The following is a 24,182-nucleotide window of genomic DNA, read 5'->3' as shown; positions in this document are numbered from 1 at the left end:
TCCTCCGATTCATTAGCAGCGCCTTCATGCCCACTGCATTTCCCGAAGATTCCGTCGGTCTGGTCAGCCCCCAGGTGTTCCGATTCAGCGAACCCCTGGCACTGGCCTGCGGACGCAGCCTGGCCGAGTACGAACTGGTCGTCGAAACCTACGGCGAACTGAACGCCGCGCGCAGCAATGCCGTGCTGATCTGCCACGCGCTGTCCGGCCATCATCACGCCGCCGGCTACCACAGCCCGGAGGACCGCAAACCCGGCTGGTGGGACAGCTGCATCGGCCCCGGCAAGCCGATCGACACCAGCAAGTTCTTCGTCGTCAGCCTCAACAATCTGGGCGGCTGCAATGGCTCCACCGGCCCGAGCAGCGCCAACCCGGCCACCGGCAAGCCCTATGGCGCCGACTTCCCGGTGATGACGGTGGAAGACTGGGTGCACAGCCAGGCACGCCTGGCCGATGTGCTCGGCATCGCCCAATGGGCAGCGGTGATCGGTGGCAGCCTCGGCGGCATGCAGGCCATGCAGTGGACCATCAGCTACCCCGAGCGCGTACGCCACTGCCTGGCGATTGCCTCGGCGCCCAAGCTGTCGGCGCAGAACATCGCCTTCAACGAAGTGGCGCGCCAGGCGATCCTCACTGACCCGGAGTTTCACGGCGGGCATTTCCAGGAACAGGGCGTGATCCCCAAGCGCGGGCTGATGCTGGCGCGCATGGTTGGGCACATCACCTACCTCTCCGATGACGCCATGGGCGAGAAATTCGGCCGTGGCCTGAAAAGCGAGAAGCTCAACTATGACTTTCACAGCGTCGAGTTCCAGGTGGAAAGCTATCTGCGCTACCAGGGCGAGGAGTTCTCCGGCCGTTTCGATGCCAACACCTACCTGCTGATGACCAAGGCGCTGGACTACTTCGATCCGGCCGCCGCCAACGACGGCGACCTGGCCAAGACCCTGGCCGCGGCCGAGGCGGATTTCTGCGTGATGTCCTTCACCACCGACTGGCGCTTCTCCCCCGCCCGCTCGCGGGAGATCGTCGACGCCCTGCTGGCGGCGAAGAAGAACGTCTGCTACCTGGAGATCGACGCACCGCAGGGCCATGACGCCTTCCTCATGCCGATCCCGCGTTACCTGCAGGCGTTCGACAGCTACATGAAGCGAATCGAGGTATGAGCATGCGAGCGGATCTGGACATCATCCAGGAATGGATCGCCCCGGGCAGCCGCGTGCTCGACCTGGGCTGCGGCGACGGCGAGCTGCTCGCCTGGCTACGCGACAACAAGCAGGTGGCCGGCTATGGCCTGGAGATCGACCCGGACAAGATCGCCCTGTGCATCGAGCGCGGCGTCAACGTCATCGAGCAGAACCTCGACCTGGGGCTGGGCAACTTCGCCAGCAACAGCTTCGATGTGGTGGTCATGACCCAGTCGTTGCAGGCGCTGCACTACCCGGACAAGGTGCTGGCCGAGATGCTGCGTGTCGGCAAGACCTGCATCATCACCTTCCCCAATTTCGGCCACTGGCGCTGCCGCTGGTACCTGACGACGAAAGGTCGCATGCCGGTATCGGACTTCCTGCCCTATACCTGGTACAACACCCCGAACATCCACTTCTGCACCTTCGAGGACTTCGAGCGTCTCTGTCACGCCCAGGGTGCCCGTGTGGAAGAACGCTTGGCAGTGGACCGTGACCACCGTCATGGCCTGGCAAGCCGCATCTGGCCCAACCTGCTGGGCGAGATCGGCATCTACCGCATCAGCGGCGCGGACCTGTCCGCCCAGCGCGTCGCGGTCTGAACGAGGAGAACATCATGAGCCGCATCATCCCCTTCCTGATCGCCCTGTGCCTGGCTCTGCCGGCCGCCGCCGAGCGCAAGCAGAGCTTCGGCGATCTCGACGTGCACTACAGCGTGTTCAACTCCAGCTTCATCCAGCCAGACATTGCCGTGGCGGCGGGACTGACCCGGAGCAAGACCCTGGGCGTGATCAACGTCGCCGTGCTCAAGGCCGGCAAAGCCAGCACCGCCGTGGTCGGTGGCGAGGTGAAGAACCTGCTGGGGCAGAGCACCGCGTTGACCTTCAGGCAGGTCACCGAAAGCGGCGCCATCTACTACCTGGCACAGTTCCCCTTCGCCAGCCGCGAGATTCTCAGCTTCACCCTCGATGTGCGCCAGGGCGACAGCACGCACCGCATCACCTTCAACCAGGAAATGTTCCCGGATGACTGATGCTGAAGGCGCTGCCAGCGCCTTTGCGTAGGAGCCCTGCCACGGAACGAAGCTTTCGCGGCGGGGCGCGCTCCTGCAGGTTCTGTAATTCAACGTTCAACTGACAGGCAATATCCGCATGATCGACCTCAAGGAACTGGTACTGGCCAGCCATAACGCCGGCAAGCTCAAAGAGTTGCAGGCCATGCTCGGCGATGCGGTGCGCGTGCGTTCCATCGGTGAGTTCAGCCAGGTCGAACCGGAAGAGACCGGCCTGTCGTTCGTCGAGAACGCCATCCTCAAGGCACGCAACGCCGCGCGCATCTCCGGCCTGCCTGCGCTGGCCGACGACTCCGGCCTGGCGGTGGATTTCCTCGGCGGCGCGCCCGGCATCTACTCGGCGCGCTATGCCGATGGCCAGGGCGACGCGGCGAACAACGCCAAGCTGCTAGAAGCCCTGAAAGACGTGCCGGAAGCCAAGCGCAGCGCACAGTTCGTCTGCGCCCTGGCACTGGTGCGCCACGCCGACGATCCGCTGCCAATCCTCTGTGAAGGCCTGTGGCACGGCAGCATCCTGCATGAAGCCCGTGGCGAGCATGGCTTCGGCTACGACCCGCTGTTCTGGGTGCCGGAAACCAACTGCTCCAGTGCCGAACTGCCTGCCGAGCAGAAGATCCGCCTCAGCCACCGCGCCCGCGCCATGGCCCTGCTCAAGCAGCGCCTGGGGCTGGCATGAGCGATTCCGCTGGCGGGAGTTTCCTGCTCCCGCCCCTGGCGCTCTATATCCACATCCCGTGGTGCGTGCGCAAATGCCCTTACTGCGACTTCAACTCCCATGCTGCCGGGCCGACGCTGCCTGAAGATGAATACGTCGACGCGCTGCTCGCCGACCTCGACATCGACGTGCAGCACGCCCACGGCCGGCCGCTGAGCTCGATCTTCTTCGGTGGCGGCACGCCCAGCCTGTTCTCCGACCGTGCCCTGGGGCGCCTGCTGGAGGGTGTCGAGCGACGCATCGCCTTCGCGCCAGACATCGAAATCACCCTGGAAGCCAACCCCGGCACCTTCGAGCAGGCCAAGTTCAAGGGCTACCGCGCGCTGGGCATCAATCGTCTGTCCATCGGCGTGCAGAGTTTCCAGGAAGCCAAGCTCAAGGCGCTGGGGCGCATCCATAACGGCGACGAAGCCATCCGTGCCGCTGATATGGCGCGTGCTGCCGGCTTCGACAACTTCAACCTCGACCTGATGCACGGCCTGCCCGATCAGAGCATCGAGGACGCTCTGTTCGACCTGCGCACCGCCATCGCCCAGGCCCCCACGCACCTGTCCTGGTACCAACTGACGATGGAGCCGAACACGGTGTTCTGGAGCCAGCCGCCGACGCTTCCCGAGGATGATCTGCTGTGGGACATCCAGGAAGCCGGCCAGGCGCTGCTCGCCGCCGAGGGCTACGCGCAGTACGAGGTGTCCGCCTACGCCCAGCCCGGCAAGCAGGCGCGGCATAACCTCAACTACTGGACCTTCGGCGATTTTCTCGGTATCGGCGCTGGTGCCCACGCCAAGCTGAGCACACCCGCAGGGCGCATCCAGCGCACCTGGAAAACCCGACTGCCGAAGGATTACCTCGACCCGGCCAAGGCATTCCAGGCCGGCGAGCGCCTGCTGGAAACCGACGAGCTGCCCTTCGAGTTCCTGATGAACGTGCTGCGCCTGACCGAAGGCGCGCCGGCCGAGCTGTTCAGCCAGCGCACCGGCCTGCCGTTGCAGCAGCTCGAACAGGCACGCCGCGAAGCCGAGCGCCTGGGCCTGCTGCAAGCCGACGAAACTCGGCTGGTCGCCACGGCAAAGGGTCAGCTGTTTCTCAACGATCTGCTGCAGCAGTTCCTGGCCTAGTTCCGCCACAGCGTCACGACAATCCGTTAGTCTTGGGCGCTTCGCTTGCGCAGCCCTGATGCCGCTGCACTGACCGTTAAGCCTGCCAAGGAGCCTGAATGGATCTGCTACTGGACCTGATCGTCACCCTCTCGCGCTGGAGCCGCAGCCACCTCGGTGATATCTCCCTGGCCATCATGGCCACACTGCTGGTGCTGTTCGGCCCAGCCATCAACGCCTGGGTTCAACGCACCATCGGCAACCTCAATTTCGTCCTGCGCACCCTGCTGTTCGTGGTGTTCTGCGCGGTCGGCTACGGCCTGGCGATCGTTTTCCTGACGCCCTGGCTGGCCAAGGGCCTGGCGCACTTCAACAACTACACACTGGCGCCGGTGCTGATCCTGATCTTCGTGGTGATCGGCATACTGGCCGACAGGAATTAGGTCGACAACGAAGCGCGATCGCATTCGCTGCAAGAAGAACACAGCCCGACTGGATGCGATTTCCCTAGCAGGAGCGGTGTCAGCCACGGACAGTGGCCTTCGCGGCTGAAGCCGCTCCTGTGGCAGGGGGCGAACCACTGTTTCTACAGCACGAACTTGGACACTTCGCTGCCGATCTGCCGGCCGAGCGCCTGCAGGTTGGAAGCTGCCGCCGAGGCAGCATGGCTGCTCTGTGACATCTGATCGCCCATGGTGCGGATGTTCTCGGTGTTGCGGTTGACCTCCACGGTGACACTGGCCTGCTCTTCCGCCGCCGAGGCGATCTGCGCGGCCATGTCGTTGATCTGCCCGACCGCCTCGGTGATGCGCTGCAGCAGGTCACTGGCCGCCTGGGCGTCGGTCACGCTCTGCGCAGCCTTGGCAGCGGCGTTGTCCATCACCCCGACCGCCTGGCGGGTGGCGTCCTGCAGCACCTGGATCATCGCCTCGATCTCGCGGGTCGACTCGTGGGTGCGTTTGGACAGCACGCGCACCTCGTCGGCCACCACCGAAAAACCACGACCGTGCTCGCCGGCACGCGCCGCCTCGATGGCCGCATTGAGGGCCAGCAGGTTGGTCTGGTCAGCGATGCTGGCGATGGTGGCGAGAATCGAGCTGATCTCGTTGGAGTGGCGGTGCAATTCATCGATGATGCGCCCGGCCCCCTCGACTTCTTCAGCCAGCAGGGCGATGGACTGCTGGCTGCGCTCCACCTGGCGGCGCCCTTCCACACTCAGGCTGACCGAATCCACGGCCTGACCGGAGGCAGTCTCGGCATTGTGCGAGATTTCCTGTGTGGCGGAAGCCATCTGCGTCACCGCAGTGGCCACCAGATGCAGCTCGGACTGGTGCTGCTGCACGTGCTGGTTCTGCGCTTGAGCATCCTGCGCCACCTGTCCGGACTCACTACTCAGCGCCACGGCGACATCGCGCAGACGGGAAATGATGCCGTGCAGTTGCTCGATGAAGCGGTTGAAGCTGCTAGATAGCTGGCCAATCTCGTCATTGGAGTTGACCGGCAGGCGCTGGGTCAGGTCACCATTGCCTTCGGCGATGGCGTTGAGGTTGTGACGGATCTGCTCGAGATCACGGAACAGCACACGGCCCAGCAGAGCCAGCACCAGAATGGCGACGGCCAGCATGCCGATACCGATGATCAACTGCACAGCGAGCTGCTTACGCACCGGCGCGAGTACTTTTGCCTCATCCATGACCATCACGAACGTCCACCGGGTATTGGGGATCTCGACGGCGAACAGCAGGCTGTCGGTGCCCGCCACCTCAGCCTGAGTGAGACGACGCTGCTGCACCAGGGCCTTGAGCTGCTCGCCACCCAGCGTCGGCGAATAGTCGGAGGCCGACTTGGTGCGCCACGCCTTGTCAGGGTGCGCGATCATCTGCCCGCTCTGGTCGATCAACAGCGCGTAGCCGTCACCGGGGATGCTCAGCTGGCCGATGGTCTCGGTCAGCGTATCGAGCGTCAGGTTGGCGCCGACCACACCAATCAGCGTGCCGTTGCGGCGTGCCGGGTAGGCGATGGTCACCACGTAGGCACCATCGGTGAGCGAGACGTAAGGGTCGCTGATGAACACATCGTTGTTCTTCTCAGCGCCCTGATACCAGCCGCGCTGACGCGGATCGTAGTTCTGCAGGATCACCGTCGGGTCGTTCTGCAGCATCTGTCCATCATTGGTGCCGATGTAGGTGATGTTGAAGGCGAAGGTCGCCCAGGTCTGCTGCAGCAAGATGTGCGGGGCGATCTGCGGCTGCTGCATCAGGCTGCCTGCAGTGGTCTTCACGGCGTTGATGCGGTCGTGCATCCAGTTGCCCAGGTTGACCGATATCGACTGGGCGAAGCCGTCGATATCACGCCGCAGGGTGTCATTGACGGTCCGATCCAGGGACGAAACGCTTTGCCAGATCAGCACGATGCTGACCAGCGATAACAGCGCCGCCGCCGTCAGGGTGATTTTCAGGCGCAGCGGCCAATCCTTGATGTTCATGCACAGGACTCCATCGATGCCTGGCGCGAGCAGACACCTGTCGTTGAAAGCCAGATCCATGACGAAGCGTCGCAGCGCAGCAGCACGCCCCCCTGGGCAGGCTTTTCAGCGCAGAACGTTATCGGCGGGATCTGGAAGCGGTTATGGGTTGCCCGGGAACCTGGGTAGCCTTGACGGGCACACGCAGGTAATAAGCGACCGCACGCCGCAGAAGCTGAAGCGGAGAATGCGCAAAACCGCTGAAAAGCATTGAGCTAGAGCGGGGGAGCTACCGAGCTCCTCGCTCAGGACTGCAGCCAGCTCAGCACACGCTCGGCCAGTTGTCCGGGCGTGTGCCGGGTGGAGTCCAGCTGCAGCAGCGGACAGCTCAGATGGCGGGCCATCCAGGTTTCGTGCATAAGCAGGCTGCGTGTGTCCAGGTCCCCCTGCTCGTAACCGGCGGCCCATTGCAGGAAGGCCTGACTCTGCTCGTGCATGTCACCTCCCTGCTCGATGCGCCCGCCATAACGCTGCGCTTCACGCTGACGCAACCGGCGCATGCGCTCCTGGTCGTCCAGGCGCAGGAACAGGGCATGGCTGAATGATGGGATCAACGCCTCTCCCCAGCTGCACAGCGAACCACTGAGCACCCAGCTGGGCGCTTGTGCGCTACGCTCGCGGATCAGCCTGACGCGTTCCTCGGGCAGTCGCTTGTACAGATAGGGCGGCTCGCTGGGTAACCAGTAGACATCGTCGCTATCCAGATGCAGCCAGCCATTGCGCTCGGCCAGCGTGCGAGCCAGGGTAGTGCTGCCCGAGCCGGATGCACCGAAGATATGTAACCGAACCTCCATGGATTCACCTCTCCTCGAACAGGACCTCATCATGCTTCGCCCCTACCAGCCCACGGACAGCGACGCCGTACTCGACCTTTGGTTGAAGGCCTCCATTCAGGCCCACGACTTCGTGCCGGAGACGTTCTGGTACGAGCAGCTACCCGCCATGCGCGAGCTGTACCTGCCGCAGGCCGAAACCCTGGTGCTGGAGGAAAACGGCCACGTGCTGGGCTTCGCGTCGCTGCATGAACAACGCCTGGCCGCGCTGTTCGTCAGTCCGAGCGCTCAGGGGCGCGGCCTGGGCCGTCAGCTACTGGACGAAGCCAAGCGCAGGCGCGACAACCTCGAGCTGGGCGTCTACCGCGCCAATACCCAAGCGGTGGCCTTCTACCGAGCGAACGACTTCATGACGCTGGAAGAGACGCGCGACCCGCACACCGGCCAGCCAGAGCTGACGATGCGCTGGTCACGCGGATGATGCGGGCTCAGTTACCCTCGCGGCGCAGCGCCTGCGGGGTGAAGTCGCGCGGACTCAGCCGGGCGTTGAAGTCGTACATCTTCTCGTTGTTATCCAGACCGTCGGCGAAGTAGCGGCCGCCCTTGAGATCGTAGGTGGTCTCCAGGGTCGAGCCGAACATCGGCACGTCGTAGTAGCTGATCGGGTGGGCTTCCTGCAGGCCGATCAGGTTACCGTTGCGGTCATACAGGTCGACCGCGAGGATCTGCCAGCTGTCCTCGTCCAGATAGAAGCGACGTTTGCCATAGGGATGGCTGAAGCCGGTGCGCAGATCCGCCTCGACCACCCAGACGCGGTGCAGCTCGTAACGCAACAGCTCGGGGTTGATGTGCTTGGCCTGCAGGATATCGGCATAGGGAATGCCGCGCTGGTGCACCGCATAGCTGTTGTAGGGCACCAGCATCTCGCGCCTGCCCAGCAACTGCCACTCGTAGCGATCCGGCGCGCCATTGTAGGAATCCACCTGGTCGGCGGTGGCCATGCCATTGGTGTCCGGCTGCAGGGTATCGTAGGCAAGCATCGGCAGACGGCGCACACGGCGTTCGCCACGATTGAAACGCCAGGCCTTGCGGATCGCCAGCACCTGATCGAGGGTTTCCTGCACCACCAGCGCCGAACCGGCCAGCTTGGCGGGAGCCACGACCTTGTACTTGTAATAGAACAGGGTGTTGTCCAGGTCCTGCGGGGCCACGCCGTCACGGCCATAGACGAAGTAGATGTCGCGTTCGAGCTTGAGCAGGTTGTAGCTACCGTTGCTGAGCACCGCCGCCTGGTTGGTGGCCATGCTGATCTGGTCACCGCGATAACGCATGACATGGTTCCAGATCGCTTCCTGGCCGTTCGCCGGTAGCGGGAAGGGTATGCCGGAAGCAGCGCCCTGAACGCCGTTACCACCGGAAATCAGCTCGGCATTGAGGGCGTTGAAGCGCGTTGCATCGTAGATGCGTTGCGGCGCGGCTGCACTGCGGCGGGTCGGGAATACGCGCAGGTAGAAGCTGGGGTTCTGCTGCAGCAGGGTCTTGAGGCCGACCGGCAGCTGCTGTTCGTACTGCGCCAGGTTCTGGCTGTCGACCCGGTACAGCAGTTTGTCGTCAGCATAGGGATCAGGGTGATGCATGCCCGGCAGGTAATTGGCCGGCGGCGTGGCCAGGCCACCCGTCCAGGCAGGGATGGTGCCACTGGCATTGCCGGCACGCTCGCCGCCAAGTGGCGTCAGTTCCTGACCCAGGCGCGCGGCCTGGCTGGCATCGACCTTGGCCTGGGCCTGAAACGCCAGGGCAGTCAGCAGAAGAAGGGAAACCGATCTCAACACAATGCTCTCCTCGCGGCGCCATGCAAGCGGTGCCGCTATTGCTCGCGCACCTTGTAGGTGCGCTTGTCTTTGTTGTGTTCTGAGAGCCTGCTCACGATCTCGCGAGCTAGAGCGATACAAGGCAAAAACAAGCGAGGAACGGTCGGAGTCGCGGGCGACTGTACTTTTGTACATGAGCATGACTCGCTTCGCTCCCCCCCTTCGGGGCCGCACCAGAGGTGCGTTAGCCGCAAGCGGCTTTCCGAGCTTGTTTTTAACGCAGTAGCGCCGACGCGCAGCAGATCGTGAGCAGGTTCTGAGGTGAGGCGCCGTCCTGGCCGTCGGGTTATCCCGATCTAATCGTGCATCCTGCCGGTTCTAATCGAACGCTTGTCGCGGGGTGAGTCATTCCTGACGCTGGAACTTCAGATCCCACACGCCGTGGCCGAGACGTTCGCCACGACGTTCGAACTTGGTCACAGGGCGCTCCTCGGGACGCGGCACGTAGGTGCCATCGGCTGCCAGGTTGCGATAGCCCGGCGCCGCATTCATCACCTCGAGCATGTGCTCGGCGTAGTTTTCCCAGTCGGTAGCCATGTGCAACACGCCACCAACCTTCAGCTTGCTGCGCACCAGCTCGGCGAACGCCGGCTGGACGATGCGACGTTTGTGGTGCCGCGATTTGTGCCAGGGGTCGGGGAAGAACAGCAGCACGCGATCGAGGCTGGCATCGGCGACGCAGTCGCGCAGCACTTCCAGCGCATCGCAGCTGTACACGCGAATGTTGCGCAGATTCTGCACCATCGCGCCGCTCAGCAACGCACCGACGCCGGGTTTGTGTACCTCGACGCCAATGAAATCCTGCTCGGGCGCGGCAGCGGCCATCTCCAGGGTGGAGTGGCCCATACCGAAGCCGATCTCGAAGGTGCGCGGCGCGCGGCGGCCGAATACCTGATCGAAATCGCGCAGGCCATCTTCCAGCTCCAGGCCGAACAGCGGCCAGCCCTTGTCGATGCCGCGCTGCTGGCCTTCGGTCATGCGCCCGGCGCGCATCACGAAGCTCTTGATGGTACGGCGCTGGCGACCGTCTTCGGTCAGTTCGGGCTGTTGGGTATCGGTCATGCTGTGCTCTTGTAGATTGCTTTACGACCCAGCGGGCCGGCAGGCCGGCACGCAGCAAATCGTCTTTCTTACTTGATCAGGCCAGTCAGCGGCGACGATGCACTGGCATAAAGTTTCTTCGGCATGCGGCCGGCCAGGTAGGCCAGGCGGCCCGCCTCGACGGCATGCTGCATGGCGCGCGCCATCAGCACCGGATTCTGCGCTTCGGCAATGGCGCTGTTCATCAGCACCGCCTCGCAGCCCAGCTCCATGGCGATGGTGGCGTCGGAGGCAGTACCCACACCGGCATCGACCAGCACCGGCACTTTCGATTCCTCGAGGATGATGCGCAGGTTGTACGGGTTGCAGATACCCAGGCCCGAGCCGATCAGGCCGGCCAGCGGCATCACCGCGATGCAGCCAATCTCGGCCAGTTGACGCGCGATGATCGGATCGTCGCTGGTGTACACCATGACGTCGAAACCGTCCTTGACCAGCACTTCGGCGGCCTTGATGGTTTCAATGACGTTGGGGAACAGGGTTTTCTGGTCGGCCAGCACTTCCAGCTTGACCAGGTTGTGGCCATCAAGCAGCTCGCGAGCCAGGCGGCAGGTGCGTACGGCCTCGACGGCGTCATAGCAGCCGGCGGTATTGGGCAGGATGGTGTACTTGTCCGGGCTGATCACGTCGAGCAGGTTCGGCTCACCGGGGTTCTGGCCGATATTGGTGCGGCGCACCGCCACGGTGACGATCTCGGCCCCGGAGGCGGCGATGGCGTCACGGGTCTCGTCCATATCCTTGTACTTGCCGGTACCGACCAGCAGACGCGACTGGAACGTACGGCCGGCCAGAGTGAAGGGCTTGTCGCTGCGAACTTGGCTCATGGAAAACTCCTCGTGAGGTCAGCCGCCGCCGATGGCGTGCACCACTTCCACCTGATCGCCCTCGGCGAGCTGGGTGCTGTCGTGCTGGCTGCGTGGAACGATGTCCTGATTGAGTTCGACCGCCACACGGCGCCCGGTCAGGTCGAGGCGAACCAACAGGTCGGCGACGCTCTGGTTATCCGGCAGTTCGAAGGGTTCACCATTCAACTGGATACGCATGACGACTCGGTCACAACTGGAAAGAGGGCCGGCATTCTAGCCCGTTAACTGGCCACCACCAAGGCTAAAAGGCGCCATTCGTCCTCATTTCTGACGCCAGAGTCAGGTCTGCCAACCTAGGGTGCGCCGTGCGCACCGCCGGCAGCCCCCGAGGTTCGATCGATACGCAGGGCTTACGTCAGCTTCCAGGCCGCCAGCCCCAGGCACAGCCAGCCAACGAGGAAGGCGACGCCGCCGAAAGGCGTGATCATGCCCAGCTTGCCGATGCCGCTGAGGGTCAGCAGATAGAGGCTGCCGGAAAACAGCAGGATACCCAGGGCGAAGGCGCCGCCAGCCAGATTCACCAGGCGGCTGGGCACATGCATCGCCAGCAGGCCGACACCGAACAGGGCCAGCGCGTGGATCAGTTGGTAATGCGTGCCGGTCTGGAACACTGCCAGATACTCCGGGGTCAGCCTGTGCTTCAGACCATGGGCCGCGAACGCGCCCAGAGCGACACCGGTGAAGCCGGTGAATGCGGACAACAGCAGCCAGAGACGCGTCATGGAAACTCCTGATGAAATCGACCTGAACGCAGTTTAACCATTGGGCCTGAAGACGACATGATCGTTATTGTCACACCGGTGCCCAGTCCTGTGGTTTCGCGGGAGTTCATTCGGCGCCTTGTGTTGCCTGCCATCCCTGGCAGCAACCCTTCGGGCCGTCGCAAAGCGACGTCAAAAATTGCTCCCGGCAATTTTTTTGTGGCCTGCCATCCCTGGCGGCAAGCCTCGCGGGCCGGCGAAAAGCGACGTCAAAAATTGCTCCCGGCAATTTTTTGTGGCCTGCCATCCCTGGCGGCAAGCCTCGCGGGCCGGCGCAAAGCGACGTCAAAAATTGCTCCCGGCAATTTTTTGTTTTAATAGCGCCTCACCTGATCATTGCGAGACCTCATGCTCCGAGCCCTGACCCGCCGCCTGCTGAAACTGCTGCTCTGGCTGATCCTGGCCAGCGCGCTGCTGGTGCTTGCCCTGCGCTGGGTGCCGCCGCCCGGTACGGCGCTGATGATCGAGCGCAAGATCGAATCCTGGGGCAGCGAACAGCCCATCGAGCTCAAGCGCCAGTGGCGCCCCTGGAACGAACTGCCGGATCACCTGAAGATGGCGGTGATCGCCGCTGAAGACCAGAAATTCGCCGAGCATTGGGGTTTCGATGTCGGCGCGATTCAGGCAGCGCTGGCACACAACCAGAGCGGCGGCTCGCTCAGGGGCGCCAGCACCCTCAGCCAGCAGGTGGCGAAGAACCTGTTTCTCTGGTCCGGCCGCAGCTGGCTGCGCAAGGGCCTGGAAGCCTGGTTCACCGCGCTGATCGAACTGCTCTGGCCGAAGGAGCGCATCCTCGAGGTCTATCTCAACAGCGTCGAGTGGGGCGATGGCATCTTCGGCGCCGAAGCCGCCGCACAACATCATTTTGGCGTCGGCGCGCCCTATCTCAATCGCCAGCAGGCCAGCCAGTTGGCAGCGGTGCTACCCAATCCGCTGCGCTGGAGCGCCGGCCGCCCCGACGCCTACGTCAATCGCCGCGCCGCCTGGATTCGTCAGCAGATGTCGCAACTCGGTGGCAGCCATTACCTCAATCAGCTCAAGCCGCAGCGCCCCGATTGGTGGCCGCGCTGGCTGTAGAAACCGCCGGATGACGCTGCTCGGTGCGCGCGGCGCACCCTACGGTCGGAACACCGGACGGCGTAGGGTGCGCCGTGCGCACCAGGGATCTCAATCGGCGCGCTAGCGGTGAGGCGCGAACGCGCCTTTGGGCACCGCATGCAGCAACGCGACGTCATCGCCCCGCAAGTGTACGGTGAGCCCCCATTGCGGATAGACCCAGGCCTGGCCCTCGGCCAGCTCCAGGGTCAGGCGCGGCTGCCCGAGACTGGCGGCCAGGCGCTCGCTGGCCAGCGCTTGCGGGGCACTCAGATGGAGGCTGGCGATGGAAAAGCCCGCCATCTGGTCGATCAGTGACTGACCAAGGGCCAGCTCGGCATCACCGACCTGGAGGCCCTGCGCCGCCATCAAGCTGTCGCGCTGACCTTGGCTCAACGCCAGTTCAGCCTGCAGCATCCACTCGCCCTCTTCCCCTTCGAGCGACGCACGATAGAAAAGCCGTGCACCGTCCAGACGCGGCTCCAGCCACAGCTCCCCCGAACCCAGCGCCTGCACGTCACGCAGCGTCAGTTCGTCTTCGGTCAGCGGCTGTAACAGCCCATCGCGCCACTGCTGCAGATTGGCCAGCGGATGCACCTCGGTGCTGCGCATCAACCAGGCGCCCCAGGCGAAGAACAGTACGGCCACGACCACGAACACCAGCCAGTGCTGCACTTTAAGAGGGGCTTTGTTCAAGGCAATTGCTCCAGACAGAAAAAAGCCGCACCTGAGTGCGGCTTTTCGGGGTAACGACAGACTCAGGCGGCAATACAACCCTTGAGCTTGTTCATCGCGTTCTTCTCGAGCTGACGAATACGCTCGGCGGACACGTTGTACTTGGCAGCCAGGTCGTGCAGCGTCGCCTTTTCCTCGGCCAGCCAGCGCTGGTGGAGAATGTCGCGGCTGCGCTCGTCCAGGCTTTCCAGCGCTTCGTGCAGGTTGCTGCTGGAACTGTCGCTCCAGTCGGCATCCTCGAGCTGGCGAGCCGGGTCGTAGCGATGGTCTTCCAGGTAATGCGCAGGCGACTGGAAGGCGCTGTCGTCGTCGGCATCGGCTGCCGGGTCGAAGGCCATGTCCTGGCCGGTCAGACGACTTTCCATCTCGCGCACTTCGTGCGGCTCGACGCCCAGGCTTGCGGCCACGGCGGTCACTTCATCGTTGTTCAGCCAGGCCAGACGCTTCTTCTGGCTGCGCAGGTTGAAGAACAGTTTGCGCTGGGCCTTGGTGGTAGCCACTTTGACGATGCGCCAGTTCTTCAGGATGAACTCGTGGATTTCCGCGCGAATCCAGTGCACGGCGAAGGAGACCAGACGCACACCCATTTCCGGGTTGAAGCGTTTGACCGCCTTCATCAGGCCGACATTGCCTTCCTGGATCAGGTCAGCCTGGGCCAGACCATAACCGGAGTAGCTGCGGGCGATATGCACCACGAAACGCAGGTGGGCCAGCACCATCTGGCGGGCAGCCTCGAGATCCTGCTGGTAGTAGAGATTTTCGGCCAGTTCACGCTCCTGCTCGGGCGTCAGCAGCGGGATGCTGTTGACCGCATGCACGTACGCTTCCAGGTTGGCGCCTGGAACCAGAGCATGAACAGGTTGCAAGGAAGTGGACATTCGAATCCTCCGATTCACGAAACTCGTGCAGTTTAGCACTGCGCTATCTGATGCAGGGGCTGTGGATAAGTTCCCTGACAGATAGTCAATATCAATCAAAACAATGGCTTGTCAGCTTGCGTTCAGCCTCGCCGAACAGCGCCCTAACGGGGTGCAAGTTCGTTCAGATGCCGCGCCACTGCCAACCAGGCGCCAATATAGCCCAACAGCACGGCGCCGAGCAGCAGCGAAAAACCGTCGGAAGAAGGTACGCCACCCAGCGCGAAATCGCTACCGTAAAGACCGGCCAAACGTACTACGGCATCGTTCAGCCAATCCAGCCCGAAGGCCAGCAGCAGCCAGGCGAAGATGCCGGCCCCAAAACCGTACAGCGCGCCCATATAAAGGAAGGGACGACGCACGTAGCCATCGGTCCCACCCACCAGCTTGATCACCTCGATCTCGGCGCGGCGGTTCTCGATGTGCAGGCGGATGGTGTTGCCGATCACCAGCAGCAGCGCCAGGATCAGCAGCAGGCTGAGGCCGAAGACGAAACGATCACCCAGCTTGAGGATCGCGGTCAGACGCTCGACCCAGACCAGATCGAGCTGCGCCTGCTCCACCTTGGGCAGCTCCGCCAGGCGCTGGCGCAGGGCTTCGAGCTTGGCCTTGTCGACCTCCTTCGGCGTCACCAGCACCACGCCCGGCAGCGGGTTCTCCGGCAGCTCCTTCAGCGCCTGGCCCAGCCCCGAGAGTTGCTGGAACTCCTCCAGCGCCTGCTCGCGACTGATCCACTCGGCGTCGGAGACGTCATCCATCGCCGCGATCTGCTCGCGCAGCGCCTGGCCGTCACGCTCGCCGGCGGACATGTCGAGGAACAGCGAAATCTGCGCCGCACGCTGCCAGGAACCGCCGAGCTTCTCGACGTTGTCCAGCAGCAGCGACAGGCCCATGGGCAGGCTCAGCGCCACGGCCATCACCAGGCAGGTGAAGAAGCTGCCGATGGGCTGGCGCGCCAGGCGGCGCAAGCTGTCGACCAGGCTGGCGCGGTGGCTTTCCAGCCAGGCATTGAGCAGCGTGCGAAAATCCGGCTCGTCGGCCGGGCCGTCGACCACCTTGTTGCGCGGCGCCGCGCCGACCCGTTCGGCCGGTTGTGGTGTGGGCATCTTCGATGCGCTCATCAGGCAGCCTCCCCGTCACCGATCAGGCGACCGCGTTGCAGGGTCAACATGCGCTGGCGCATGCGCGCGATCAGCGCCAGGTCGTGGCTGGCAATCAGCACCGTGGTGCCCAACTGGTTGATGTCTTCGAACACGCCCATGATCTCGGCGGCCAGACGTGGGTCGAGGTTACCGGTGGGTTCGTCCGCCAGCAGCAGGGCCGGCCGGTGGACGATGGCGCGGGCGATGCCGACGCGCTGTTGCTGACCGGTGGACAGGTCGCCAGGCGACTGCGCCGCCTTGTCGCTGAGGCTGACCCGCTCCAGCGCGGCGCCGACGCGCTTGCCGATCTCCGGCTTGGACAGGCCGAGAATCTGCAGCGGCAGCGCGACGTTGTCGTACACGGTGCGATCGAACAGCAGCTGATGGTTCTGGAACACCACACCGATCTGCCGGCGCAGGAAAGGAATCTGCGCATTGGTGATGGTCGACAGATCCTGCCCGGCCAGCAGCAATTTGCCGCTGGTGGGTCGCTCCATCGCCAGCAGCAGACGCAACAGCGTGCTCTTGCCGGCACCGGAGTGACCGGTGACGAAGAGGAATTCGCCGGGGCGAACGCGGAAGCTCAGCTCGTGCAGCCCGACATGGCCATTGGGGTATCGCTTGGCGACCTGCTCGAATCGGATCATCCGCGTTCACGCTCCTCGAAGAGTGCCTGGACGAAGGCCTGCGCCTGGAACGGGCGCAGATCATCAATGCCTTCACCCACGCCGATATAACGAATCGGCAGGCCGAACTGCTTGGCCAGGGCGAAGATGACGCCGCCCTTGGCGGTGCCGTCGAGCTTGGTCAGCGCCAGGCCGGTGAGGTTCACGGTCTGGTTGAACTGCTTGGCCTGGTTGATGGCGTTCTGCCCGGTGCCGGCGTCGAGCACCAGCAGCACTTCGTGCGGCGCCGTCTCATCCAGCTTGCCGATCACGCGGCGCACTTTCTTCAGCTCTTCCATCAGGTTGTCTTTGGTGTGCAGGCGCCCGGCGGTATCGGCGATCAGCACATCGATGCCGCGCGACTTGGCGGCCTGCACCGCATCGAAGATCACCGAGGCAGAATCGGCGCCGGTGTGCTGGGCGATCACCGCGATGTTGTTGCGCTCGCCCCAGACCTGCAGCTGCTCCACCGCAGCGGCGCGGAAGGTATCGCCAGCGGCGAGCATGACCTTCTTGCCTTCTAGCTGCAGCTTCTTGGCCAGCTTGCCGATGGTGGTGGTCTTGCCCACGCCATTTACACCCACGACGAGAATCACGTAAGGCTGTTTGGCACCGTCGATGAGCAGCGGCTGCTCGACCGGCTTGAGCAGGCTGACCAGCTCTTCCTGCAGCGCCTTGTACAACGCGCCGCTGTCGGCCAGCTCCTTGCGCGCCACACGCTTGGTCAGATTACCGATGATCGCGGTGGTCGCCTCGACGCCAACGTCGGCGGTCAGCAGGCGGGTTTCCAGGTCGTCGAGCAGGTCATCGTCGATGGCCTTCTTGCCGAGGAACAGGCTGGCCATGCCCTCGCCGAGACTGGCGCTGGTTTTCGATAGGCCTTGCTTGAGGCGGGCAAAGAAACTCGGCTTTTCCTGCGTGACTGGCGCAGCGACGGTAGCCGGCGCAACAACTTCGGGCAAAGCTTCGACGACAGGTTCGGGCACGACCGGCGGCTGTTCAGCGACAACAGGAGTGGCGGCCGGGGGTTCGGCAACCAGCGGCTCAGGCTGTGGCGCAGGCGCGCCCCCGACCACTTCAGGCTCGGCTGCCGGCAAGGCTTCGGGCGCGGGCGCGGGCTCAGGGGTCGACAGCTCAGCAGGTAGCCGAGCAGATGCCGGCTGTTCGACGGGCGCGGGCTGAGCCGGCTCGGCAGCAGTCTCTGCGGGCTTCTTGCGCCACCAACCGAACAGGGATTTCTTCTCTTCATTCACAGGCTGAGCCTGAGTACCGGCCTCGGCCGGTGGATTCTTGTCGTCTTTGGAACCAAACATGGGTCATCTCAAAGGGGCGAGCAGTCGTCGCAGGCAGCCTGCGCCGCGGACCGCATCCAGAAAAATTCGCTTGCCAGGCACGTCCCGGGGCATTGGCCCGCACGGGCACATCAAAAGGGCTTGCGCTGTCAGAAACAGCCCAAGACTTTACCACTTTAGAGCGCTACCGCGCAGCGTTGCTGGCCGCCCGGTGCCAGCCACTGATCAGTCGGCTGCCGTCAGCGCCTTCGCCAACGAAAGAGCAAGAGCGGCAACGGCAAAAACCTATACAAAACCTGTACAAACCCATGCACAATTGTCGAGCATCTTTCTAAGCTCAGTCTATTTGCGGGGTCGCCAACATGCTCGTCCGCCTAACCTACGCCAGCCGCGCCAGCCATGGTATCTCTTCGCAGCTGATCCGCGAGATTCTCGAAAGCTCGCAACGCAACAACCCGGCACACGGCCTCACCGGCATTCTGTGCTGCAACGCCGATACTTTTCTTCAGGCATTGGAGGGACCGCGAACGGCCATCAACGCCTTGTACAACCGCCTGGCCGAGGACACTCGCCACAAGGACCTGACCATTCTCGACTACGAAGAGATCAGCGTACGCCGCTACGCCAACTGGAGCATGGGCTGGGCCGGCGCCAAGCAGGCCAACCGGGAGCTGTTTCTGAAGTACTCCTGCAGCGACCGCCTGGACCCTTTCAGCATGAGCGCCGCGCAGGTCAATGGCCTGTTGCTGGAACTGTCGGCAAGCGTGAGCACGATCAGCGCCCCGATCATCGACTGAAGCCAGTTCGCTACCACGCAGAACCTAATCGTGCGCACTGATGTCGGAACGGCGGGCGATGCCTCGTCGTGTGTATGGGGTATCCTGACGCCCTCTCGTCAACGGCGGTTCGACCGCCCCGGCCATCCAACAGGACGACACCTGATGATTGTCTCTGCACGCCGCACCCTCGGTCTGATCATGGGGGTGCTCTGCCTGCCGCTGACGGCGTTCGCCGCCGCGCCGCAGCCCACCCACGAATTCGAACTGGACAACGGCCTCAAGGTCATCGTCCGTGAAGACCACCGCGCCCCCGTGGTGGTCTCGCAGATCTGGTACAAGGTCGGTTCCAGCTACGAGACGCCAGGTTCCACCGGCCTGTCCCACGCGCTGGAACACATGATGTTCAAGGGCAGCCGCAAATTCGGCCCCGGCGAAGCCTCGCGCATCCTGCGTGAACTGGGCGCCGAGGAGAACGCCTTCACCAGCGACGACTACACCGCCTACTACCAGGTGCTGGCCAGCGACCGCCTGGGCGTGGCCCTGGAGCTGGAGGCCGACCGCCTGGCCAGCCTGCAACTGCCGGCTGCCGAGTTCGACAAGGAGATCGAGGTGATCAAGGAGGAACGCCGCCTGCGTACCGACGACCGCCCGTCCTCGCTGGCCTATGAGCGTTTCAAGGCCATGGCCTACCCGGCCAGCGGCTACAGCATCCCCACCATCGGCTGGATGGCGGACCTCGAGCGCATGCACATCGACGAACTGCGCGCCTGGTACCAGAAGTGGTACGCGCCGAACAACGCTACCCTGGTGGTGGTCGGTGACGTGAGTCTGGACGAGGTCAAGAGCCAGGTTCAGCGCTACTTCGGCGATATCCCGCAGCGCCAGGTACCCACCGCCAAGCTGCCGCTGGAACTGGCCGCGCCGGGCGAGCGACGCACCACCCTGTATCTCAAGACACAGTTGCCGAGCCTGATCATGGGCTTCAACGTGCCGGGCCTGGCCACCACCAAAACGCCGCGCCAGGTCTACGCCCTGCGCCTGGCCGCCGCCCTGCTCGACGGCGGCTACAGCGCTCGCCTGTCCACCCGACTGGAGCGCGGCGAGGAGCTCGTTTCCGGCGCCAGCGCCTGGTACAACGCCTTCACCCGTGGCGACAGCCTGTTCATCCTCTCGGCCACCCCCAACGTGCAGAAGGGCAAGACCCTGGAGCAGGCCGAAGCCGGTCTGTGGCGCGAGCTGGAAGCACTGAAGAAAGCCCCGCCGTCCGCCGCCGAACTGGCCCGCGTACGCGCCCAGGTCATCGCCGGCCTGGTGTTCGAGCGCGACTCGATCACCAGCCAGGCGACCAGCATCGGCCAACTGGAAACCGTCGGCCTGTCCTGGCAATTGATCGACCAGGAACTGGCCGAGCTGGAGGCCGTGACCCCGGCCGACATCCAGCAGGCCGCGCGCACCTTCTTCGTCCGCGACCGTCTGAGCGTCGCCCACGTACTGCCCGAAGAGTCTCGCAATGAGGAGTCCCGCCCATGAAGACTGAGCAACGCCGCCTGGGCCTGCTCGGCCTGATCCTGTCCAGCGCCCTGGCACTGGGCGCCTGCGCCAACCTGTCCGACAGCACCGTGACTGGCGATGCCGCCAAGTTGCAGTCGCTGGCTGCACTCGACGGCAACGCACCAACCCGCCGCACCCTGGATATCCAGACCTGGACCACCGCGCAGGGCGCCAAGGTGCTGTTCGTCGAAGCGCACGAGCTGCCGATGTTCGACCTGCGCCTGACCTTCGCCGCCGGCAGCAGCCAGGACGGCGGTGTGCCGGGCCTGGCCACCCTGACCAACGCCATGCTCAACGAAGGCGTGCCGGGCAAGGACGTCGGCGCCATCGCCGCCGGTTTCGAGGGCCTTGGTGCCGAGTTCGGCAACGGCGCCTATCGCGACATGGCGGTGGCCAGCCTGCGCAGCCTCAGTGCACAGGAGCAACGCGCGCCCGCCCTGGCACTGTTCGCCGATGTGCTGGGCAAGCCCACGTTCCCCGCCGACTCGCTGGCACGGATCAAGAACCAGCTGCTCGCCGGCTTCGAGTTCCAGAAGCAGAACCCCGGCAAGCTGGCCAGCCTGGAGCTGTTCGAGCGCCTGTACGGCCAGCACCCCTACGCTCATCCGAGCGACGGCACCGAGCAATCGATCCCGGCCATCACTCGCCAGCAACTGTCGGCCTTCCACGCTCGCGCTTACAGCGCCGGCAATGCGGTGATCGCCCTGGTCGGCGACCTCTCGCGTGCAGAGGCCGAGGCCATCGCCGATCAGGTCTCCGCCGCCCTGCCGCAAGGCCCGGCACTGGCCAAGATCGCCCAGCCGCAAACGCCGAAACCCGGCGCCAACCATATCGAGTTTCCGTCCAACCAGACCCATCTGATGATCGCCCAGCTCGGCATCGACCGCCGCGACCCGGACTATGCCGCGCTGTACCTGGGTAACCAGATCTTCGGCGGCGGCGGTTTCGGTACGCGCCTGATGAGCGAAGTGCGCGAGAAACGCGGCCTGACCTATGGCGTCTACTCCGGGTTCAGCGCCATGCAGGCGCGTGGCCCGTTCATGATCAATCTGCAGACCCGTGCCGAGCTCAGCGAAGGCACCCTGGCTCTGGTCAAGCAACTGCTCGCCGACTACCTGCGTGACGGTCCGACCCAGCAGGAACTGGACAACGCCAAGCGCGAACTGGCCGGCAGCTTCCCGCTGTCCACAGCCAGCAATGCCGCCATCGTCGGCCAGTTGGCGTCGATGGGCTTCTACGACCTGCCGCTGACCTATCTGGACGACTTCATGGGTGACGTGCAAAGCCTCAGCACCGAACAGGTGAAAGCGGCGATGGCCAAACACCTCGACCCCGAGGCACTGGTGGTGGTCACCGCCGGCCCGACGGTAGCGCAGAAGGAACTGCCGCCGCCCACCGACCGGCCGGCCGAACTGCCCAGCGCGGTGCCGCACTGATGCGCGGTCGCACAGCGCAGAATCCTGCCGCCAAGGTTCACGGCGGCCAGGGCCAGTTGCGCATCATCGGCGGGCAGTGGCGTTCGCGGCGCTTCGCCTTCCCCGATGGGCCAGGCCTGCGCCCGACCCCGGACCGGGTGCGTGAGACGCTGTTCAACTGGCTGGCGCCTTATGTCGAGGGCGCCCACGTACTCGACCCCTTCGCCGGCAGTGGTGCGCTGCTGCTCGAAGCCCTGTCGCGCGGTGCCGCCAGCGGCCTGGCTTGCGATCTCAACCCGGCCTCGGTGAACGCCTTGCGCGGGCATCTGGCGACGCTGCAGTGCAGCACGGGCGAGATTCAATTGGGCGACGCCCTGCAGATGCTGGCGCGCCCGGCGCCGCGCCGCTTCGACATCGTCCTGCTCGACCCGCCCTTCCACAAGGATCTGCTGCAGGACACCTGCAACCTGCTGGAAACCCAGGGCTGGCTGATCGATGACGCCTGGATCTATACCGAAAGCGAAACGGCGCCCTCGACCCTCGGCCTGCCCGGCAACTGGCGCCTGCACCGCGAAAAGCACACCGGCCAGGTGCATTACGCGCTGTGGCAACGCAGCGTACCGTGACCTGCCTGGGATGAATGCTGCTTTTTACATCCACCACGACAGCACATTTGGTGGATGACACCCGACAGGACACCTTCATGACCCCCTTCCAGCCCGCCTGGTGGCTTCCCGGCCCGCATCTGCAGACGCTGTGGAACCCCTTCTGTCGCAAGCCGCCGCCGCTCGAACGCCAGCGCGAGCGGTTGTGGCTGGACGATGGCGATTTCCTCGACCTCGACTGGCACGGGCCGCACGACGCCCATGCGCCGCTGGTGCTGGTACTGCATGGTCTGACCGGCAGCTCCAACTCGCTGTACGTGCTCGGTCTGCAGCAGGCCATGGCCGCACGCGGCTGGGCCAGTGCGGCGCTGAACTGGCGCGGCTGCTCCGGTGAGCCCAACCTGCTACCGCGCGGCTACCACTCCGGCGCCAGCGAGGATCTGGCGTCGGCCGTGGCTCACCTGCGCGCGCAACGGCCGATGGCGCCGCTGTACGCCGTCGGTTATTCGCTGGGTGGCAACGTGCTGCTCAAGTACCTGGGTGAAAGCGGCACGCAGAGCCAATTACAAGGCGCCGTGGCGGTGTCGGTGCCGTTTCGTCTGGACCAGTGCGCCGACCGCATCGGCCTGGGTTTCTCGCGGGTGTATCAGGCGCACTTCATGCGCGAGATGGTCGCCTACGTGAACAACAAGCAGCGCCTGTTCGCCGAGAGTGGCCAGGGCGAGCGCCTGTCGGTGCTGGAGCGCCTCGGCCCGCTGGACGGCATGCGCACCTTCTGGGACTTCGACGGGCGCATCACCGCCCCGCTGCACGGTTTCGCCGATGCCCACGACTACTACCGGCGCGCGTCCAGCCGTTTCTATCTGGGTGAGATTCGCACGCGCACATTGATCATCCAGGCCGAGGATGACCCCTTCATCTTCCGCCACAGCCTGCCCGAGGCCAGCGAGCTTGCCCCGGGAACCGAGCTCGAGCTGCATGCCAAAGGCGGCCATGTCGGTTTCGTCGAGGGCAGCCCACGCCGGCCTGCTTATTACCTGGAACGGCGCATTCCGCAGTGGTTGGATAATCGCGGCTGAAGCCGCTCCTACGCGGCGTGAGGAGGTAGCCCGGATGAAATCCGGGAAAACGCGCCGGACTGCAACCGAGCACGGCAATCGCCACCAATTGCGGGAGGCGCCTCAGCGGCGAAACGCTCGCGGCTGAAGCCCCTCCCACAAGGACCGTGTGTGCGAGGTAATCACCCCAGCACCTGCTCCAACGGCACATGCAGGCGGCCATACAGCGCCTCGACCGCATCACGGGCTGAAGGGGCGATGTAGCCACTTTCCAGCGCCAGCACCTGGTAGATGCCACGGCGCAGCATGTCCTGGCTGAGATTGTCCGGGTTGGCCCCGGCGGTGCAGAGAAAGCGCACCCAGGAGGTCATGATGATCCAGGCGTTGAGCGTCAGCGCCTCGATCTGCGCCGGGCTCATCAAGAGGATGCCGGCCTCGACGAATCCCTGATAGACCGACTGCGCACCTATCAGACAGCGCCGGGCGAAAGCACGGTAGCGCTCGGCCAACTCGGCGTCGGATTCCAGCAGATGCTCCAGATCACGGTGCAGGAAGCGGTAGTGCCACATCGCCGCCAGCAACGCCTCCAGATAGAAGGTCTTGTCCGCCACCGTCAGCGCGCGCCCCTCAGGCAGGCGCAGGAAGCTGTCGACCTGCACTTCGTACTGAGCGAACAGCTCGGCGATGATCATCTGCTTGTTGCGAAAGTGGTAGTACAGGTTACCCGGCGAAATCCCCAGGTGCGCGGCGATATGGTTGGTGGTGACTGCGCGCTCGCCCTGGCTGTTGAACAGCGCCAGGCTCTCGGCAACGATGCGGTCGCGGGTCTTGGGTGGCGCCATGAGGCAGCTCGATCTCGACTTCAAAAGTGGCAAAGGTACAGGCGAAACAGCCGAAGTGTTACCCCCTGATGCACCGCGCAAGCCTTGGCAGGCCTTTGGTTAGGGTGCAGCGAGGGCGA

Annotated in this window: 27 protein-coding genes and 1 pseudogene; 14 read left to right on the top strand and 14 right to left on the bottom strand. The window is 64.3% G+C overall.

Translation table 11 applies throughout. From position 1 onward, the window contains the following. The first annotated feature begins 26 nt into the window (after nucleotides 1–26). From metX to ACN0X6_RS10240, 6 genes are all read left to right on the top strand, one after another. A complete protein-coding gene (metX, locus tag ACN0X6_RS10265; RefSeq protein ID WP_417703657.1) occupies nucleotides 27–1,166 on the top strand; it encodes a homoserine O-succinyltransferase MetX in 1,140 nt (379 codons plus the stop codon). Nucleotides 1,167–1,168: 2 nt separating this feature from the next. After that, nucleotides 1,169–1,789, top strand: a complete 621-nt coding sequence (gene metW, locus ACN0X6_RS10260) for a methionine biosynthesis protein MetW (protein WP_064495098.1) — start codon at nucleotides 1,169–1,171, stop codon at nucleotides 1,787–1,789. A gap of 14 nt (nucleotides 1,790–1,803) precedes the next feature. Further along, complete coding sequence (locus ACN0X6_RS10255; RefSeq protein WP_417703655.1) at nucleotides 1,804–2,220, top strand: DUF4426 domain-containing protein; 417 nt, start codon at nucleotides 1,804–1,806, stop codon at nucleotides 2,218–2,220. 118 nt (nucleotides 2,221–2,338) lie between these two features. Beyond that, a complete protein-coding gene (rdgB, locus tag ACN0X6_RS10250) occupies nucleotides 2,339–2,935 on the top strand; it encodes an RdgB/HAM1 family non-canonical purine NTP pyrophosphatase (protein ID WP_417703653.1) in 597 nt (198 codons plus the stop codon). Further along, entirely contained in the window at nucleotides 2,932–4,092 is a 1,161-nt protein-coding gene (hemW, locus tag ACN0X6_RS10245) for a radical SAM family heme chaperone HemW (RefSeq protein ID WP_417703651.1), read from the top strand. The genes rdgB and hemW overlap by 4 nt, the downstream gene beginning before the upstream one ends. Nucleotides 4,093–4,190: 98 nt before the next feature. Next, nucleotides 4,191–4,514 carry a DUF3392 domain-containing protein gene (locus ACN0X6_RS10240; protein WP_017675845.1) on the top strand — a complete coding sequence of 108 codons (324 nt, stop codon included), beginning with the start codon at nucleotides 4,191–4,193 and terminating at the stop codon, nucleotides 4,512–4,514. 143 nt (nucleotides 4,515–4,657) lie between these two features. On the opposite strand, the gene ACN0X6_RS10235 is transcribed toward ACN0X6_RS10240, so the two are convergent. The 3 genes and pseudogenes from ACN0X6_RS10235 to ACN0X6_RS10225 form a co-directional block, all read right to left on the bottom strand. After that, on the bottom strand, nucleotides 4,658–5,383 hold the full coding sequence (locus ACN0X6_RS10235) for a methyl-accepting chemotaxis protein (RefSeq protein ID WP_417703933.1): 726 nt from the start codon (nucleotides 5,381–5,383) through the stop codon (nucleotides 4,658–4,660). A gap of 132 nt (nucleotides 5,384–5,515) precedes the next feature. Continuing rightward, a pseudogene (locus tag ACN0X6_RS10230) lies at nucleotides 5,516–6,556 on the bottom strand (cache domain-containing protein); the annotation flags it as partial. A 284-nt stretch (nucleotides 6,557–6,840) separates the two neighbouring features. Then, on the bottom strand, nucleotides 6,841–7,389 hold the full coding sequence (locus ACN0X6_RS10225) for an AAA family ATPase (RefSeq protein ID WP_417703648.1): 549 nt from the start codon (nucleotides 7,387–7,389) through the stop codon (nucleotides 6,841–6,843). Between ACN0X6_RS10225 and ACN0X6_RS10220 the strand changes: the two genes are divergently transcribed. Further along, nucleotides 7,388–7,849 (top strand): N-acetyltransferase, encoded by a 462-nt coding sequence (locus ACN0X6_RS10220; RefSeq protein WP_417703646.1) that lies wholly within the window; start codon nucleotides 7,388–7,390, stop codon nucleotides 7,847–7,849. The genes ACN0X6_RS10225 and ACN0X6_RS10220 overlap by 2 nt on opposite strands. A gap of 7 nt (nucleotides 7,850–7,856) precedes the next feature. On the opposite strand, the gene ACN0X6_RS10215 is transcribed toward ACN0X6_RS10220, so the two are convergent. From ACN0X6_RS10215 to ACN0X6_RS10195, 5 genes are all read right to left on the bottom strand, one after another. Next, a complete protein-coding gene (locus ACN0X6_RS10215) occupies nucleotides 7,857–9,200 on the bottom strand; it encodes a DUF1329 domain-containing protein (protein WP_417703644.1) in 1,344 nt (447 codons plus the stop codon). Between the two features lie 384 nt (nucleotides 9,201–9,584). Further along, entirely contained in the window at nucleotides 9,585–10,301 is a 717-nt protein-coding gene (gene trmB / locus ACN0X6_RS10210) for a tRNA (guanosine(46)-N7)-methyltransferase TrmB (protein ID WP_417703643.1), read from the bottom strand. Nucleotides 10,302–10,369: 68 nt separating this feature from the next. Further along, a complete protein-coding gene (locus tag ACN0X6_RS10205) occupies nucleotides 10,370–11,164 on the bottom strand; it encodes a thiazole synthase (protein WP_417703641.1) in 795 nt (264 codons plus the stop codon). A gap of 18 nt (nucleotides 11,165–11,182) precedes the next feature. Beyond that, entirely contained in the window at nucleotides 11,183–11,383 is a 201-nt protein-coding gene (gene thiS, locus ACN0X6_RS10200; protein ID WP_061240208.1) for a sulfur carrier protein ThiS, read from the bottom strand. 173 nt (nucleotides 11,384–11,556) lie between these two features. Continuing rightward, a complete protein-coding gene (locus ACN0X6_RS10195; RefSeq protein WP_417703639.1) occupies nucleotides 11,557–11,928 on the bottom strand; it encodes a DUF423 domain-containing protein in 372 nt (123 codons plus the stop codon). A 57-nt stretch (nucleotides 11,929–11,985) separates the two neighbouring features. On the opposite strand from ACN0X6_RS10195, the gene ACN0X6_RS10190 reads away from it, so the two are divergent. Continuing rightward, nucleotides 11,986–12,285 (top strand): hypothetical protein, encoded by a 300-nt coding sequence (locus ACN0X6_RS10190; protein ID WP_417703637.1) that lies wholly within the window; start codon nucleotides 11,986–11,988, stop codon nucleotides 12,283–12,285. Nucleotides 12,286–12,315: 30 nt separating this feature from the next. Then, nucleotides 12,316–13,044 carry a monofunctional biosynthetic peptidoglycan transglycosylase gene (gene mtgA / locus ACN0X6_RS10185; RefSeq protein WP_417703635.1) on the top strand — a complete coding sequence of 243 codons (729 nt, stop codon included), beginning with the start codon at nucleotides 12,316–12,318 and terminating at the stop codon, nucleotides 13,042–13,044. 102 nt (nucleotides 13,045–13,146) lie between these two features. Here the strand turns inward: mtgA and ACN0X6_RS10180 are convergent, their stop codons facing one another. The 5 genes from ACN0X6_RS10180 to ftsY form a co-directional block, all read right to left on the bottom strand. Then, nucleotides 13,147–13,758, bottom strand: a complete 612-nt coding sequence (locus ACN0X6_RS10180; protein ID WP_417703633.1) for a hypothetical protein — start codon at nucleotides 13,756–13,758, stop codon at nucleotides 13,147–13,149. A gap of 62 nt (nucleotides 13,759–13,820) precedes the next feature. Further along, a complete protein-coding gene (gene rpoH, locus ACN0X6_RS10175) occupies nucleotides 13,821–14,675 on the bottom strand; it encodes an RNA polymerase sigma factor RpoH (RefSeq protein WP_037005340.1) in 855 nt (284 codons plus the stop codon). A 143-nt stretch (nucleotides 14,676–14,818) separates the two neighbouring features. Continuing rightward, entirely contained in the window at nucleotides 14,819–15,835 is a 1,017-nt protein-coding gene (ftsX, locus tag ACN0X6_RS10170; protein ID WP_099525948.1) for a permease-like cell division protein FtsX, read from the bottom strand. After that, on the bottom strand, nucleotides 15,835–16,503 hold the full coding sequence (gene ftsE, locus ACN0X6_RS10165; protein WP_017675858.1) for a cell division ATP-binding protein FtsE: 669 nt from the start codon (nucleotides 16,501–16,503) through the stop codon (nucleotides 15,835–15,837). The genes ftsX and ftsE overlap by 1 nt, the downstream gene beginning before the upstream one ends. Continuing rightward, the gene (gene ftsY / locus ACN0X6_RS10160) at nucleotides 16,500–17,834 is read right to left on the bottom strand and encodes a signal recognition particle-docking protein FtsY (protein WP_417703630.1); all 1,335 of its coding nucleotides are present in this window, start codon (nucleotides 17,832–17,834) and stop codon (nucleotides 16,500–16,502) included. Before ftsY ends, ftsE begins: the two co-directional genes overlap by 4 nt. A gap of 341 nt (nucleotides 17,835–18,175) precedes the next feature. Between ftsY and ACN0X6_RS10155 the strand changes: the two genes are divergently transcribed. The 5 genes from ACN0X6_RS10155 to ACN0X6_RS10135 all read left to right on the top strand — a co-directional run bounded on the left by ACN0X6_RS10155 (nucleotide 18,176) and on the right by ACN0X6_RS10135 (nucleotide 23,242). After that, nucleotides 18,176–18,610 (top strand): BLUF domain-containing protein, encoded by a 435-nt coding sequence (locus tag ACN0X6_RS10155; protein ID WP_417703628.1) that lies wholly within the window; start codon nucleotides 18,176–18,178, stop codon nucleotides 18,608–18,610. Nucleotides 18,611–18,754: 144 nt separating this feature from the next. Beyond that, the gene (locus tag ACN0X6_RS10150; protein WP_417703626.1) at nucleotides 18,755–20,122 is read left to right on the top strand and encodes a M16 family metallopeptidase; all 1,368 of its coding nucleotides are present in this window, start codon (nucleotides 18,755–18,757) and stop codon (nucleotides 20,120–20,122) included. Beyond that, nucleotides 20,119–21,579 (top strand): M16 family metallopeptidase, encoded by a 1,461-nt coding sequence (locus ACN0X6_RS10145; protein ID WP_417703624.1) that lies wholly within the window; start codon nucleotides 20,119–20,121, stop codon nucleotides 21,577–21,579. The genes ACN0X6_RS10150 and ACN0X6_RS10145 overlap by 4 nt, the downstream gene beginning before the upstream one ends. Continuing rightward, complete coding sequence (rsmD, locus tag ACN0X6_RS10140) at nucleotides 21,579–22,184, top strand: 16S rRNA (guanine(966)-N(2))-methyltransferase RsmD (RefSeq protein WP_417703622.1); 606 nt, start codon at nucleotides 21,579–21,581, stop codon at nucleotides 22,182–22,184. Before ACN0X6_RS10145 ends, rsmD begins: the two co-directional genes overlap by 1 nt. 77 nt (nucleotides 22,185–22,261) lie before the next feature. Further along, complete coding sequence (locus tag ACN0X6_RS10135; protein WP_417703620.1) at nucleotides 22,262–23,242, top strand: hydrolase; 981 nt, start codon at nucleotides 22,262–22,264, stop codon at nucleotides 23,240–23,242. A gap of 161 nt (nucleotides 23,243–23,403) precedes the next feature. Here the strand turns inward: ACN0X6_RS10135 and ACN0X6_RS10130 are convergent, their stop codons facing one another. Continuing rightward, nucleotides 23,404–24,063, bottom strand: coding sequence for a TetR/AcrR family transcriptional regulator (locus ACN0X6_RS10130; protein WP_417703618.1), 660 nt, complete (start codon nucleotides 24,061–24,063; stop codon nucleotides 23,404–23,406). Between the last annotated feature and the right edge of the window lie 119 nt (nucleotides 24,064–24,182).

The organism is Pseudomonas sp., from assembly GCF_048269965.1.
Classification (GTDB): Bacteria; Pseudomonadota; Gammaproteobacteria; order Pseudomonadales; family Pseudomonadaceae; genus Aquipseudomonas.
The sequence above is the reverse complement of the archived record's forward strand: the minus strand, read 5'-3'. Positions and strand labels throughout refer to the sequence as shown.

Bases quoted from the DNA above. Each gene is read 5' to 3' on its own strand.
- ACN0X6_RS10220 (WP_417703646.1), top strand. From the start codon at position 7,388: ATGGATTCACCTCTCCTCGAACAGGACCTCATCATGCTTCGCCCCTAC.
- metW (WP_064495098.1), top strand. From the start codon at position 1,169: ATGCGAGCGGATCTGGACATCATCCAGGAATGGATCGCCCCGGGCAGC.
- metX (WP_417703657.1), top strand. From the start codon at position 27: ATGCCCACTGCATTTCCCGAAGATTCCGTCGGTCTGGTCAGCCCCCAG.
- ACN0X6_RS10195 (WP_417703639.1), bottom strand. From the start codon at position 11,928: ATGACGCGTCTCTGGCTGCTGTTGTCCGCATTCACCGGCTTCACCGGT.
- ftsY (WP_417703630.1), bottom strand. From the start codon at position 17,834: ATGTTTGGTTCCAAAGACGACAAGAATCCACCGGCCGAGGCCGGTACT.
- ACN0X6_RS10225 (WP_417703648.1), bottom strand. From the start codon at position 7,389: ATGGAGGTTCGGTTACATATCTTCGGTGCATCCGGCTCGGGCAGCACT.
- rpoH (WP_037005340.1), bottom strand. From the start codon at position 14,675: ATGTCCACTTCCTTGCAACCTGTTCATGCTCTGGTTCCAGGCGCCAAC.
- ACN0X6_RS10190 (WP_417703637.1), top strand. From the start codon at position 11,986: ATGATCGTTATTGTCACACCGGTGCCCAGTCCTGTGGTTTCGCGGGAG.
- hemW (WP_417703651.1), top strand. From the start codon at position 2,932: ATGAGCGATTCCGCTGGCGGGAGTTTCCTGCTCCCGCCCCTGGCGCTC.
- ACN0X6_RS10150 (WP_417703626.1), top strand. From the start codon at position 18,755: ATGATTGTCTCTGCACGCCGCACCCTCGGTCTGATCATGGGGGTGCTC.
- rdgB (WP_417703653.1), top strand. From the start codon at position 2,339: ATGATCGACCTCAAGGAACTGGTACTGGCCAGCCATAACGCCGGCAAG.
- trmB (WP_417703643.1), bottom strand. From the start codon at position 10,301: ATGACCGATACCCAACAGCCCGAACTGACCGAAGACGGTCGCCAGCGC.
- ACN0X6_RS10205 (WP_417703641.1), bottom strand. From the start codon at position 11,164: ATGAGCCAAGTTCGCAGCGACAAGCCCTTCACTCTGGCCGGCCGTACG.
- thiS (WP_061240208.1), bottom strand. From the start codon at position 11,383: ATGCGTATCCAGTTGAATGGTGAACCCTTCGAACTGCCGGATAACCAG.
- ACN0X6_RS10255 (WP_417703655.1), top strand. From the start codon at position 1,804: ATGAGCCGCATCATCCCCTTCCTGATCGCCCTGTGCCTGGCTCTGCCG.
- ACN0X6_RS10135 (WP_417703620.1), top strand. From the start codon at position 22,262: ATGACCCCCTTCCAGCCCGCCTGGTGGCTTCCCGGCCCGCATCTGCAG.
- rsmD (WP_417703622.1), top strand. From the start codon at position 21,579: ATGCGCGGTCGCACAGCGCAGAATCCTGCCGCCAAGGTTCACGGCGGC.
- mtgA (WP_417703635.1), top strand. From the start codon at position 12,316: ATGCTCCGAGCCCTGACCCGCCGCCTGCTGAAACTGCTGCTCTGGCTG.
- ftsX (WP_099525948.1), bottom strand. From the start codon at position 15,835: ATGAGCGCATCGAAGATGCCCACACCACAACCGGCCGAACGGGTCGGC.
- ftsE (WP_017675858.1), bottom strand. From the start codon at position 16,503: ATGATCCGATTCGAGCAGGTCGCCAAGCGATACCCCAATGGCCATGTC.
- ACN0X6_RS10240 (WP_017675845.1), top strand. From the start codon at position 4,191: ATGGATCTGCTACTGGACCTGATCGTCACCCTCTCGCGCTGGAGCCGC.
- ACN0X6_RS10155 (WP_417703628.1), top strand. From the start codon at position 18,176: ATGCTCGTCCGCCTAACCTACGCCAGCCGCGCCAGCCATGGTATCTCT.
- ACN0X6_RS10130 (WP_417703618.1), bottom strand. From the start codon at position 24,063: ATGGCGCCACCCAAGACCCGCGACCGCATCGTTGCCGAGAGCCTGGCG.
- ACN0X6_RS10145 (WP_417703624.1), top strand. From the start codon at position 20,119: ATGAAGACTGAGCAACGCCGCCTGGGCCTGCTCGGCCTGATCCTGTCC.